This is a genomic window from Epilithonimonas hispanica (assembly GCF_003385395.1).
In the GTDB taxonomy this organism is placed as follows: domain Bacteria; phylum Bacteroidota; class Bacteroidia; order Flavobacteriales; family Weeksellaceae; genus Epilithonimonas; species Epilithonimonas hispanica.
In genome coordinates this window covers 26,123-39,230 of record NZ_QNUG01000019.1, presented here as the reverse complement: position 1 = coordinate 39,230, position 13,108 = coordinate 26,123, and the positions used below count along the sequence as shown (strand labels likewise).

The 13,108-nt window shown below is 33.3% G+C and carries 12 protein-coding genes; 7 read left to right on the top strand and 5 right to left on the bottom strand.

Features of this window, described 5'->3' with window-relative positions:
• The first annotated feature begins 2 nt into the window (after nt 1–2).
• Complete coding sequence (locus tag DRF58_RS10370; protein WP_379883840.1) at nt 3–1,058, top strand: lysylphosphatidylglycerol synthase transmembrane domain-containing protein; 1,056 nt, start codon at nt 3–5, stop codon at nt 1,056–1,058.
• 53 nt (nt 1,059–1,111) lie between these two features.
• Here the strand turns inward: DRF58_RS10370 and DRF58_RS10365 are convergent, their stop codons facing one another.
• The 3 genes from DRF58_RS10365 to DRF58_RS10355 form a co-directional block, all read right to left on the bottom strand.
• Nucleotides 1,112–4,153 (bottom strand): AAA family ATPase, encoded by a 3,042-nt coding sequence (locus tag DRF58_RS10365; RefSeq protein ID WP_116035231.1) that lies wholly within the window; start codon nt 4,151–4,153, stop codon nt 1,112–1,114.
• A gap of 74 nt (nt 4,154–4,227) precedes the next feature.
• Complete coding sequence (gene sbcD / locus DRF58_RS10360; protein ID WP_116035229.1) at nt 4,228–5,433, bottom strand: metallophosphoesterase family protein; 1,206 nt, start codon at nt 5,431–5,433, stop codon at nt 4,228–4,230.
• 61 nt (nt 5,434–5,494) lie between these two features.
• Nucleotides 5,495–6,193, bottom strand: a complete 699-nt coding sequence (locus tag DRF58_RS10355) for a sensor histidine kinase (RefSeq protein WP_157966724.1) — start codon at nt 6,191–6,193, stop codon at nt 5,495–5,497.
• A 112-nt stretch (nt 6,194–6,305) separates the two neighbouring features.
• On the opposite strand from DRF58_RS10355, the gene DRF58_RS10350 reads away from it, so the two are divergent.
• The 5 genes from DRF58_RS10350 to DRF58_RS10330 all read left to right on the top strand — a co-directional run bounded on the left by DRF58_RS10350 (nt 6,306) and on the right by DRF58_RS10330 (nt 10,606).
• Nucleotides 6,306–7,103 (top strand): hypothetical protein, encoded by a 798-nt coding sequence (locus tag DRF58_RS10350; protein WP_116035226.1) that lies wholly within the window; start codon nt 6,306–6,308, stop codon nt 7,101–7,103.
• 10 nt (nt 7,104–7,113) lie between these two features.
• Nucleotides 7,114–7,536 (top strand): Dabb family protein, encoded by a 423-nt coding sequence (locus DRF58_RS10345; protein ID WP_116035225.1) that lies wholly within the window; start codon nt 7,114–7,116, stop codon nt 7,534–7,536.
• A gap of 31 nt (nt 7,537–7,567) precedes the next feature.
• Nucleotides 7,568–8,047 carry a cupin domain-containing protein gene (locus tag DRF58_RS10340; RefSeq protein ID WP_245955402.1) on the top strand — a complete coding sequence of 160 codons (480 nt, stop codon included), beginning with the start codon at nt 7,568–7,570 and terminating at the stop codon, nt 8,045–8,047.
• A 130-nt stretch (nt 8,048–8,177) separates the two neighbouring features.
• On the top strand, nt 8,178–9,980 hold the full coding sequence (uvrC, locus tag DRF58_RS10335; RefSeq protein ID WP_116035223.1) for an excinuclease ABC subunit UvrC: 1,803 nt from the start codon (nt 8,178–8,180) through the stop codon (nt 9,978–9,980).
• Nucleotides 9,981–10,039: 59 nt separating this feature from the next.
• Nucleotides 10,040–10,606: a DUF2892 domain-containing protein gene (locus DRF58_RS10330; RefSeq protein ID WP_116035221.1), complete on the top strand. Its 567-nt coding sequence runs from the start codon at nt 10,040–10,042 to the stop codon at nt 10,604–10,606.
• A gap of 57 nt (nt 10,607–10,663) precedes the next feature.
• Here DRF58_RS10330 and DRF58_RS10325 read toward each other — a convergent pair whose 3' ends face one another.
• Nucleotides 10,664–11,296: a trimeric intracellular cation channel family protein gene (locus DRF58_RS10325; RefSeq protein WP_116035220.1), complete on the bottom strand. Its 633-nt coding sequence runs from the start codon at nt 11,294–11,296 to the stop codon at nt 10,664–10,666.
• Nucleotides 11,297–11,342: 46 nt separating this feature from the next.
• Complete coding sequence (locus DRF58_RS10320) at nt 11,343–12,107, bottom strand: exodeoxyribonuclease III (protein WP_116035278.1); 765 nt, start codon at nt 12,105–12,107, stop codon at nt 11,343–11,345.
• 330 nt (nt 12,108–12,437) lie between these two features.
• On the opposite strand from DRF58_RS10320, the gene DRF58_RS10315 reads away from it, so the two are divergent.
• Nucleotides 12,438–13,100, top strand: coding sequence for a hypothetical protein (locus DRF58_RS10315; RefSeq protein ID WP_116035218.1), 663 nt, complete (start codon nt 12,438–12,440; stop codon nt 13,098–13,100).
• Nucleotides 13,101–13,108 lie beyond the last annotated feature (8 nt).

Sequence of the window (13,108 nt, the reverse complement as noted above, 5' to 3'; positions counted from 1 at the left end):
ATATCTTGGAAGAGAAGAAACCAACAGTACTCAAAAACGTTCTTACAGTTTTAATTTCTATTGCAATTGCAGTTGTTTTTCTCTGGGTTGCACTTAGAGGATTAGACATTGATAAAATCAAAAATTCTTTACAGAAAGCCAATTATCTGTGGGTTTTGTTTGCAGGCATTTTTGGAGTTTCAGCCTACGTTTTCCGAGCTGTGAGATGGAATCTACTTCTTGAACCAATGGGTTACAAAATCTCCAATAGTAATTCCCTTTGGTCGCTTTCTTTCGGATATCTTATGAATTTGACTATTCCCAGAAGTGGTGAAGTTGCCCGTTCAACAGCACTTTATGGCGTAGAAAAAGTTCCTGTGGACAAATCTTTTGGAACGATTATTCTCGAAAGAGTTGTTGATTTGGTCTGTATGGGGATTTTTGCATTGTTGACATTAGTTTTCAAATATGATACCTTATTATCATTTTATAAATTAGCAACACAACAAAAACCGGACGATAAAAAAGAACTTAATTGGTTTGAACAACAATTGTTAAAAATTGGAATAACTGATTTAGAACAATTTTATTTCTTTTTAAAAATATCGATTGGAATTCTGATAATCTTAGCTTTAATATATCTTTTCATTTATAAAAAAGACAAATTAATAGGTTTTGCGAAAGGTGTATTCGAAGGTTTAAAATCTATTTTTAAACTTCGTCAAAAAGGAAAATTCATTCTTTTGACAGCAGGAATCTGGATTTGTTATTTCTTCGCATCTTATTTAGTATGTTTCTCACTTCCCGAAACTTCTAATTTTACTCCCGCTGATGGATGTTTCATTTTAGTTGTCGGAACACTAGGAATGATTATCCCTGCAAGTGGCGGAATTGGCGCTTTTAATCTCGCAATGAAATTCGGGTTCACTGCATTGTTTATTTCTATGGGAAAAGACGCGATTGAAGGCGGAGAATTAGGTCTAGCCTACTCTTTCATAACTTTGCCTTTGCAAATCCTAATTATGCTCGTAATGGGCTTAATTTCGATTCCAATGTTAGCGAAGAATAGAAAGATTTAGAAAGAGAAACAAGATCAAAGGAAAAAGATTCAAGTTTTGAACGTTTCAAAACTCTAAAACTCTCCCACTCTCAAACTCAAAAAACTTCCATTTTCCTCATCTTTGGTAACATTCAAAGAAATTGGGATTTTCTCTTTCAGTTCTTCAACGTGTGAAATGATTCCGACAATTCGGTTTTCTTTTTGGAGATTCATCAACGTTTCAAAAACAAGATTCACAGATTCCGGGTCTTGCGTTCCGAAACCTTCATCAATAAAGAAAAAGTTCTTATCCGATTTTGCCTGGGACTGCACACTTTCTGCTAAAGCCAGAGCCAAACTCAACGAAACCTGAAAACTCTGTCCTCCAGATAAAGTCTTGACACTCCTGGTTTTCCCTTCGTTCAGATAATCAATGATTTCAAACTCATTTTTTTCATTGATTTGAAGACTCAATTGATTTTTTGTCATTCTATGAAATCTCACATTGGCATTATCACAAAGCTGTTTTAGATAAATCGATGAAACATATTGCACAAAACCAGAACCTTTGAAGAGATTAAAAAGCGTATCAAGATTGCTCTTTCTCAGCATCAATTTATCCTGTTCCACAATCAATTCTTTCTTTATATCAAAGCTTTTTTGCAAGTCAGAAAGTTGTTGTTCTACAATGGTCAATTGTTTTTGTAATTCTGAGATATTCTCTTGGGAACTCAAAAACAATTCTTGTTTTGCCAAGAAACTAGATTCGTCAAAATCAGATTCTTTTAGTTTTAATTTCAAAGAACTGATGATTTCTTTCAACGTATTGAAACTGATTTTAAAATCCTGAATTTCTTTTCTTATCGTCTGAACATCAAAATCTTGAGCCAAGATTATTTCAACTTCTTCAATATTTTTGAATGAAGATTTTGATAAAATAGATTCTAATTTCTCAGTATTTTCTTTTTCCGATTTCTGAAGTTCTACAATATGCTTTGAAATCTGAGAAAGCAATGTTTCCTTGGAAGCTACTTTCGGAGTGATTTCCAACAAATCTTTTTGAAGTTGTTTATATTGACTTTCTACCGAAGTGTTTTTCTCGGATAACGTTTCAGATTCAATCTTGATTTCTTCTGAATTACTATTTTCAAAATCTTTAAAATCAAGAACTTTCAAACTAACTTTCAAGTCAAAAACCGAAGTTTCTAAACTGATTTTTTTATTTCTAAATTCAGCAATTGCATCTTCGAAACGTTTTGTTTCTTTCTGTTGATTTTCGAATATTTTCCGATTATCATCAAGAATTTTTTCCGCAGAAGAAATATTTTTTTCCAATTCCAAAGCTTGATTTTTTTGAATCTGAAAATTATTTTCATTCTCTTTATCAAACTGTTTCCAAATAAATTGTTCCGAATGGAATTGCAATTTTTTCACAGTTTCTAATTTTTGATTTTCTAATTCAACTTTCTGATTATTAAAAGCCTGCTTCAGTTCAATAATTTTACTTACTTGAGATTCATCAATTCTGATTTTCTCAAGTTCCTGTTCAATTTCAAGAATTTCAGAATTCAATTTTTTCATTGATTCCAAAACATTTTCAGAAACCAAAATTTCTGGATGTTCTGTCGAGCCACAAAGCGGACAAGGTTTTCCACTTTCAATATTTTGAGCAAATTCTGCTAGTTTTTGCGACAATTCCAGATGACTTTTCTGATTCTGAAGATTCAGTTTTCTTTCATTCAGAGATGTTATTTTTTCAGAAAAATCGGATTTCCAATTCTTGGGAAATTGATTTAGTAACGATTCTTGACTTGCAATTTCTTCTAATTTAGAATTAATATTTTTTTGATTTTGGTGTAATTCATTTTGAAAATTTTTCTGGGTCTGAAACCAATTTTCAACTTCCATCAGAATTTTTGTATCTGTTTTTTTCGATTTTAAATCAGATATAATATTAATTTCAGAATCAATATTTTTCTGAATCTCGATTTCTCTATATTTAGAATTTGAAATGGTTTCTTCGCCCTTCCCAATTCTTTCTAACAACAAATTTTTCTGAATTTCAAAATCTAAAACCTTAGAAATGCTCAATAATTCAATCGCTTTTTGCTTGCTATTTTCAAGTTGATTGAAATCGTTTTCTAAATTCGAAATATTCTTTTTTAAGTTGTTCAAATTTTCAGAAAGCGAATCAAATTCAACCTTTGTTAATTCCTGAACTTTTACATTCTTAGAAATCTCTATTGACAAACGTTTTTGCTCCGTCAACAATGATTTGAAACTCCGTTCTGCGTTTTCAAAAACCTCCAAATCTTGTTCAAGTTTTTGAAATTTTTCATTCTCATTTTCCTTAATTTGAAATTCAGATTCTTTGATTTTAAGATTGTCAGAATCAGTTTTAAGATTTTTAAGCTTTTGAAATTGAGTTTCAAGTTGGTTATGAATTTCTTTTTCTTTCTCAAAATTCATTTTTGAAAGGCCAGCTTCATCTCTTTTTTGATAAATCAATTCCTCAGAAACTTCTTCAAAAGTTCCCAGTTTCCCTTTTAATTCAGCCAAAAATACGTCGTTACTTCTAGACAATTCAGAGACTTTATCCTGCAAATCATACTTGTGAAGTCCAAAGATTTCCTTCATCATCTGCGTTCTGTCTCTTGCTCCCAACTCCAAAAACTCCTTAAACTGACCTTGCGGAATGATAATCGTTCGCTTAAAATTATCATAACTCAAACCCAGAATTTCCGAGGCATTGTTATGTTCCATTGGAATCCATTCGTTATTTTTTTCTTCGTAGAAAATAGAATTAGAGATTTCAACTTTATCAAAACGTTTGGAATTTCTTTTAAATTCTCGCACAGCACGAAACTTTCTGTTCTCATAATTCTGAAAATCAAACTCGATGAAAGACCTGTTACTGCGGAGATTCATCATATTATAAGCCCGGCTGTCTTTGCTATTCATCCTTTCCGTCTCACCGTAAAGTGCAAAACTTACCGCTTCCAAAATCGAGGATTTTCCAGAACCAACAGAACCAAAAATCCCGAATAAACCAGCTTGAGTCAGTTCAGAAAAATCGATTATTTGACGGGTTTGGTAAGAATAGAGTCCTTCTATAGTAAGTTTTATTGGAAGCATTTTTTGAGTTGGAGATTTTGAGGTTTTGTGTGTTTGGGAAATTGTCAGGATGAGGCTCTCGAAGCCATTTCATTTTAAATTATCTCTTTGAAAATTGACAACAATTCATCATTAGGTTCCTGATTTTGATTTTTCGATTTGAAATAATCTTTGAACAAATCCTGAATATCCTGATTTAGATTGATACTAATATCCGCTTGACTTAAATCATCAATTTTATTCCTCAATTTTGGAATCAGATGAATAATACCATTGTGCGTCTGATAGAGTAATTTTCTGTCTTCAGCTTTTAAAAAAGTATCGCTTTCCAAAGTTAATTCTATCAAGCAATCTTGGTTTTCCTTAAGCCAATCAACAGCTTTATCAACGTTATTAAATGTTTTTCGAAATAATGTTTTTCCTTGAGTTAAAGGAATATTTTTAAGACTGACATTTTGATTCGGTTTAGCTTCGATAATTGTAACAGATTTCTTTTGTCCAGCTTCGGAAAAACTATAACAAAGCGACGATGATGAGTAAACAACAGGTTTCTCAGCCGTTCCAATATTTTGATAATTATGTAAATGTCCCAACGCAGAATATTGAATCTGCTCCGGAATAATCTCAGAATAAATTAAATCCGCATTGCCAATCATAATCGGTTTTTCGCCTTCTGGTTCTTCTGGTTTTGGCATTCCTTTTTTCATCATAAAAAGATGAGTAAGAAGCACATTCACGCCATTTTCATCACAATAATTTTCAGCAATATTTTGCCAATTTTCTTTTAGAATTTGATTCAGAGCGATTTCTTTGTTGTCTTCGCCGAGGTACTCTTTTAATCTAATTTCATTTGCGTAAGCCGTGTGAAGAATTCGAATCGGGTAATCGAATTGATTTAATTTTAGTTCAATAAATCCTTTATCAGTATTAATTATTTTAAAGTGTTCAAGTTCAAAAATCGGAACCTCGGCATTTGGATGACCGATGAGAATAATCCCACATTCTTTTGCGAGTGGGTTTGGAGCATCAATTCTATCTGGTGAATCGTGGTTTCCTGCAATGGCGATAACTGGACGTTCACCATTTTTGGACAATTGTTTCAAAGTTTTGTAAAACAACTCTACAGCTTCGGTTGATGGATTGAAATTATCAAACAAATCTCCAGCAACCAAAACCAAATCTATATTTTCGGAATCAACAATCTCAACCAGTTCTTTCATAACTAGTTTTTGCTCTTCTAATCGGGAAAAATTTTCGAGACGTTTTCCAAGATGCCAATCGGCGGTGTGCAGGATTTTCATTTTATAATTGTATCAAGAACAAATTTAATTCCTAATTGACAACTTACAAAATAAATCCCGCCTATATTTCTAAAGGTAAAGAAACTAAAAAAACAGAACCTTTTCCCAACTTCGATTTTACATCAATCTTACCATTATGAATCGTAATAATCTGATGAACAATAGATAAACCTACTCCATTTCCTTTTTCACTTTTTTTGTTCTTTCCTCGGAAAAACAAATCAAAAATATGAGGAATATCTTCGGAGTCTATACCTGCTCCGTTATCACTAAAATGTAATTGAATAGTTTTGTCGTCATTAGAAATCTTAACATTACAAGTATTATCCCGAGAATATTTGCAGGCATTTTCTATCAAATTCACAAATGCAACCTGCAGTAGATAAGGATTACCTTCCATATCAAAAAAACTAGATTCTGACGTCACATCATTATCATATTGAATAGCTACTCTATATTGTCCGTTTTTGTTAATGACATTCAGTTTTGCATCTGCTAAAACCTCATCTACTCTGATAGTTTTTAGATTAATTTGAGAAATATCGTAACTCGCTCTTGCAAAATCCAACAACGCAGACGAAAGTTCCGAAGCTCTGTTAGCGTCTTCCAATGCATTATCAATCGATATTTTATAATCGTCTATGGTTTTGTTAAGTTCTTTTGCCAATTCCAATTCTGTTATCAAAATAGACAATGGTGTTCTAAACTCGTGCGAAATGGTACTTACAAAATTCCTGTGATTATTAAAACTCTTCTCCAATCTATTGAATGTTGAGTTGAATGACTTACTCAAATCGTACAACTCATCCTTGGTTTTTGGAAGCTCCAGCCGCTTATTCAAGTTATGCTCAGAAATATCCTGAATCTGACTAATGATATATTTGAGAGGTCAATTAGGGAAATTCGATTACCGATTGGTAGTTATTGACCCTTACAACAATACTTCTGCTGACCCTAAATATAATGTAGCAACATTTAGCAAAAATTCTGTTAACAAAGAGTTTTCTGGATATTTCAGATATCAATTCTTAGACAAAGAAAGTATTGCTTCTCCGTTTAATTCCGGAACTTATGGTGGAAAGAAAAAAGTTCTCGCACTTGGCGCCGGTTTCGATTATCTGAAAGACGCTTTGTATCATAAAGATGCTTCCAGCAATGTCATTAATGATGATATGAAAAATCTTGCAGTGGATGTTTTCTATGATACGCCTATCAACAAAGAAAAAGGAACATCATTCTCAGCTTACGCAATGGCAATGCATAACGATTATGGACCAAACTATGTAAGATACGTTGGAACCAACAGTCCTGCTTCTGGTGTTGATGCTACAAAAGCAAGTTTGAATGGTGCCGGAAATGCATTTCCAATTGTTGGGACAGGTAACACTTATTTCATACAAGCTGGAGGTACTTTACCTTACTTCAACAAGTCTAAAAGTACTTTACAATTGCAACCTGCTGCAAGTATTCAAATCTCAAATCTTGATGGACTAAAAGATAACGTCGTAACCTATGATGCAGGAATCTCTCTACTCTTCAATGGGATGTCTTCTAGATTGACATTTGATGCACAAAACCGCCCTATCTACATGCCAGATGCTAACAGCAGTCCAGTTGTAACAGACAGAAAATGGCAGTTTGTTCTGAAATACAGAATAGACTTTAATTAAAATTAAAAAGATGAAAAATATTATCAAGGGACTTTTCCTGTCTTTATTTCTATTAGTTGCAGCAAACATGGATGCACAGAAACAAATAACAAAAAATACACCTATGAAATCAGAACAAAAAGTAACCCACTTCCATAGCTTATTATTTTGGCTAGACCCAGCTCTTCCACCAGAAAAAGTCAAAGAATTTGAGCAGTTTTTCGTAGGATTATCAAAATTGCCTTATCAGAAAAATCTACATTATGGCATACCTGCAAAATCATCTCCCAGAGCTGTATTGGATCAGACCTTCACCTACAATTGTACAATGGAGTTCGATTCTTTGGAGGACTTGGAAGCCTACGGAAAAATGCCCGAGCATCTTGCTCTTGTCGCAAAATACAAACCTTATTTCGTAAAAATGAAAGTTTACGACACTGCTTATATCAAATAAATCAAAACAACATTAATACATTTTAAAAACAATGAAAAACATTATCAAAGGGATCTTCTTATCTTTATCTCTATTAGCAACAGCTCAAATGAATGCGCAAAAAAAAGCACATAAAAACGTGAATGTAAAAGTAGAAGAATCCGAAAACGCAATCCCTGCAGTAAGATTAATCAGTAACCCAGATGGTACTAGTTCTTTTGAAAGAGGAACAATCCCAACCCTGAAACACATGAATACCACAACCTTTTGGATAAATAATAAAACCGAAGAATGGGAAAAAAATACTCACAAAGCTCCTAGAAGACAATACGTCATCACATTGAAAGGCAAAATCAAATTCAAAGTGAGCGATGGCTCAACATTCATCATCGAACCTGGCGTTATACTTTTAGCTGAGGATACAACTGGTGTAGGACACAGTTGGGATATGGTAAACAGCAAAGAATGGGAAAGACTATATGTTCCTATTACAGAAAACGCAGACGATCTTTTTGTTGCTGATAAAAAATAATTCTACATCTAGATTTTCATAAATTGAATTAAGTTTCAACATCGAGAGGCTTTGGCATTATTGTCAAAGCCTTTTTTTCATTTTATAGTTTCTAATTTCAAAACTCAGATTCATTCCGTAAATTTGTAAAGTGAATCCTAATCTAGAACTTCAACTCAAAACCCTACCTAAAGAGCCTGGCGTTTATCGTTATTATGATAAAAACGACCAGCTTTTGTATGTCGGAAAAGCTAAGCAACTCAACAAAAGAGTGCTTTCCTATTTCAACAAAAATCAGAATGGCTATCGGACAAGGATTATGGTTTCTAAAATCCACAGATTGGAAACAACTGTTGTGAATAGCGAGTACGATGCACTTTTGCTAGAGAATAACCTCATCAAAGAACATCAGCCTTTTTACAACGTGATGCTGAAAGACGATAAGTCTTATCCGTGGATTTGCATCAAGAATGAAGATTTCCCGCGCATTTTTCTGACAAGAACCAAAATAAAAGACGGTTCCGAATATTATGGTCCTTATGCGAAAGTAAGACCTGCCAGAATTTTGCTTGATACGATTAAAAATCTTTATAAAATTAGAACTTGTAATCTGAATCTTGCGCCTGAGAAAATTGCTGATGGAAAGTACAAAGTCTGTCTAGAATATCATATCAAAAATTGCAATGGCCCGTGTGAAGATCTAGAATCTAAGGAAGACTACGACGAAAAAGTAGAAGCAATCCGAGGAATTATCAAAGGAGATTTCCGATTTGCAAAGAAATATTTGGAAGATAGAATGTATCGATTTGCTGCAAATCTAGAATTTGAGAAAGCACAGATATTGAAGCAAAATATTGAGTCATTAGATGATTATCAAGCAAAACATACGGTTGTGAATCCAAGTATTGATGATGTGGATGTTTTTGGGATGACGAGTGATGAAACTGCAGCTTATGTCAATTATTTTAAAATAAGAAATGGTTCTATCGTACAAAGTTTTACAACAGAAATCAAGAAGGTTTTAGAGGAAAGTGATGAAGATATTCTGGAAGAAGCGATTATTGAAATTCGTCAAAAGTTTTTGTCTGAATCGAGAGAAATATTAATTCCATTTCATCTTGGAATCGAAATCCCGAATGTAAAATTGATTGTTCCCAAAGTCGGTGACAAAAAAAGAATCGTGGAACTTTCTGAGAAAAACGCCAAAGAATATAGGCTTGAAAAACTGAAACAAGTTCAAATCGTCGATCCAGAAAGACACACGAATCGAATAATGGCTGAGATGCAAAAACTCTTGCATATGCCGGTTGAACCAAGACATATTGAAGGTTTTGATAACTCCAACATTCAAGGAACTAATCCTGTTTCGGCTTGTGTGGTTTTCAAAGATGGGAAACCAAGCAAAGCAGATTACAGAATTTTCCATCCAAAAACTGTGGAAGGCCCGAATGACTTTGCAACAATGGAAGAAGTGATCTACAGACGTTACAGAAGATTATTGGACGAAGGCGAACCTTTGCCACAACTGATACTGATTGATGGAGGAAAAGGGCAATTATCTTCTGCTGTTAAAAGTTTGAAACTGCTTGGACTTTACGGAAAAATCACCATTATTGGGATTGCAAAACGTTTGGAAGAAATCTATTTTCCCGAAGATTCTATTCCGTTGTATCTAGACAAAAAATCGGAAACTTTGAAAATCCTGCAACGTGTAAGAGACGAGTCTCACCGTTTTGGTGTTAAACACCACAGAACCCGAAGAAAGAACTCAACCATAAAATCTGAGCTGGAGGAAATCCAAGGTGTTGGACCAAAATCTATCGAACTACTTTTATCGAAACTAAAATCCGTTAAAAGAATCAAAGAATCCGACCTGGCAACATTGGAAGAGATTCTTGGAAAAGCTAAAGCAAAAATCGTTTGGGAGTTTTTTAATTCTTCTGAAAATTCATAATATCATAACTATCGGAATTCTTCTCGGTAATTCTTATCTTTGCAACCTAAATTTTAAAAATGAACAAATACATAAAATTTGTAATAGCAGCTGTAATTATCGCTTTGGGTGTTTATTTGATGTTCAACCGTAACATCGGCTGGGGAATCGTTTTGGTTGTACTTTCAGCAATTCCTATTGCATTGTTCTTCAAAAACGAGAATATTCTTTTAGCTTTTTGGCAATTGAGAAAACAAAATATGGAAAAAGCGTCTAAGTTTTTATCTAAAATTACAGATTACAAATCTCAGCTTCACAAAAGTCAATACGGATATTTTCATTATTTACAAGCATTGACTTCTGCTCAGGATCATCCTGCAAAAACAGAAGGATTGATGAAAAAAGCTCTTGATTATGGCTTGAATATGAAACACGACAGAGCAATGGCAAAACTGAATTTGGCTGCTTCTGCTCTATCAAAAGGCAGAAAAAACGAGGCTCAAAAACTTCTGGAAGAAGCTAAACAACTAGATTCTGCAGGAATGATGACCGACCAAATCAAAATGATGAAAGATCAAATGAAAATGCCAACAATGCAAAAACATATGCATAACCCGAATATGAGAATGAGAGGAAAATTCAACTAAATCTCTTAACATAAAATATAAAAGGATTGAAAATAATTTTCAATCCTTTTTTTGTTTTTACATTTCATTGTTCTCCTCATAACCATAAAATTTTGGGATTTGCCAATGGTATTTTACAGCGAGAGTTCGGATAGTGACAATCAAAATAATCGTAAAAATCTGAATCAATCCATAAGAGAGAACAGAATATTTTGATAAAAGAAGAAAAATTCCCCCTCCTACAATACAAGCAGTTGCATAGATTTCTTTCCGGAAAACCAGAGGAATTCTATTCAACAAAATATCTCGAATGATTCCTCCAAAACAACCTGTAATTGTTCCTAAAGTGAGACATATTAACGGATGAAGACCTTCATTAATCCCTTTCTGAATTCCAATAATTGTGAATAATCCTAACCCAAAACTATCAAATATAAATAATGTAACTTTGAAGTTTTTCTCAATGGATTTGAAAATCATAGAAAAAACACAAGTGAAGAATATCAATGAACAAGTCAGCATATCTGTCATCCAAAAAACAGGAACATCCAAAAGTAAATCCCTGACTGTTCCTCCTCCAACAGAAGTCACAAATGCAATAATCAAAACACCAAAAGGGTCAAGACGTTTTTGCATTGCCGCAAAACTACCAGACATTGCAAAAGAAATGGTTCCTAAAACCTCGATGATAAAATTGAATTGTTCGTGCACGTTTTGAGTTTGAGCGTTATAGAGTTGTTGTATTTATGAATTAAATTTATATTTCGAATTCTACCAGAACTGGACAATGGTCAGAATGTTTAACTTCTGGTAAAATCACGGCTCTTGTCATTTTTTCTTTCAACGGTTCCGAGACGAAATTGTAATCCAAACGCCAGCCTTTGTTTCTTGCTCTGGAACCAGCTCTGTAACTCCACCAAGAATATTGGTCCGGTTGGTCATTGAAATATCTAAAACTATCCGTCAAACTATTTTCATTCATAAAGTTGGTCATCCATTCTCGTTCCATTGGAAGAAAGCCTGAAGTGTTGGCTAAACCAATTGGATTATGAATATCAATCGCTTCGTGACAAATATTGAAATCTCCACTGATAATCAAGTTTGGGATGGTTTTTCTGAGTTTTTTGATATAAGCTAAGAAATCGAAACAGAATTGCATCTTGAAATCTAATCTCTCGATATTAGAAGCCGAAGGAACATAAACCGAAATCACAGAAAACCCATCGAAATCCGCTCGGATAATTCTTCCTTCATTATCATAACTTTCGATCCCACAGCCATATTCTACATGATTTGGTTTTACTTTGGAAGCTATTCCTACTCCGCTGTAACCTTTCTTAACTGCTGAATGCCAATAACTATGATAGCCTAATTTTTCGAAACTATCGATATCAATCTGGTCATTTCCTGCTTTGCTTTCTTGGATACAAATTACATCTGGATTAGCGACATTGAGCCAGCCCAAAAAGTCTTTTGTAAATGCTGCGCGGATTCCGTTGACGTTGTAGGAAATGATTTTCATTTTATTATAATTGATGAATGATTTGTTTAGTTTAACACTAAGGTACAAAGAATTATTTTCCTCAATTTGTGTTTTTAAGGCACGAAGAAAATCAAAGATTTTCAATTTTAACGAAGCTAAAAGTTTTGTGTTGAAATTAGTTTAGTCTCCAAAGTTCGGAATTTTGAATTGAATTTCGAAAAAAATATGTTGGGAACCTTCACAATGCTGACAGATTACAAAGTTTTTAATTTTCATTGATTCACACTAAAAATTGAAATAATCAAAAAAATCTTGCATAATTTTAATTTTAATTTTAATTTTAATGCATTAACATAAAAACTTTATATTGTGAAAAACAAATTAAGCTTTTTTGGCATTATCAGTTTAGCGATTATCTCTTGTACAGGAAACAATGAAATAGTTAATCAAGTAGAAAACCCAACTATTCTTAATAAGAAAGCACCTAACGAAAAGGAAATAACAATTATTAAGAAAGAATCACAAGCAATGTTTGAAAAATTGAATGATTCTATTTTCAAAAATGTTAAAATGAAAACAGTGAATACGTCTTTCCCATCATCCGGCGGCTCAAGTTCGATTGTTACACAAAAAGCTCCTGATGCAATAGCAGTTTTTGGACCATACAACATAGAAGTTGGTATCAGTGGTCCTGTTGCAACAAATCAAAGTATAATTTTTAATGATGGTAATAACTATCCTCCTATTGGTGTTTATTACGCAGATGTTTACAGATATTACTTAAAAGTAGAATTACCTGCAAATGCCGTTGGAATAGTAGACGCTGTCTACCCTGTTGGATATTCTAATTATTCAAATCAAACAAGTGGTTTTACTTATGGAATGGCTGTTGAAAACGGAAAGAATTATCTAGTTGCCAATACATATACTTTACACTTAAAATATAATGCTGCAGGACAATATTTGGGAAATCTTTTCAGACCAATGAATCCAAGTGCTATAAGATTTACTTATAGATATTTTACATTTTAAGATATTGC

Bases quoted from the DNA above. Each gene is read 5' to 3' on its own strand.
- sbcD (WP_116035229.1), bottom strand. From the start codon at position 5,433: ATGAAAATCCTGCACACCGCCGATTGGCATCTTGGAAAACGTCTCGAA.
- DRF58_RS10365 (WP_116035231.1), bottom strand. From the start codon at position 4,153: ATGCTTCCAATAAAACTTACTATAGAAGGACTCTATTCTTACCAAACC.
- DRF58_RS10320 (WP_116035278.1), bottom strand. From the start codon at position 12,107: ATGAAAATCATTTCCTACAACGTCAACGGAATCCGCGCAGCATTTACA.
- DRF58_RS10350 (WP_116035226.1), top strand. From the start codon at position 6,306: ATGATATATTTGAGAGGTCAATTAGGGAAATTCGATTACCGATTGGTA.
- DRF58_RS10330 (WP_116035221.1), top strand. From the start codon at position 10,040: ATGAACAAATACATAAAATTTGTAATAGCAGCTGTAATTATCGCTTTG.
- DRF58_RS10345 (WP_116035225.1), top strand. From the start codon at position 7,114: ATGAAAAATATTATCAAGGGACTTTTCCTGTCTTTATTTCTATTAGTT.
- DRF58_RS10340 (WP_245955402.1), top strand. From the start codon at position 7,568: ATGAAAAACATTATCAAAGGGATCTTCTTATCTTTATCTCTATTAGCA.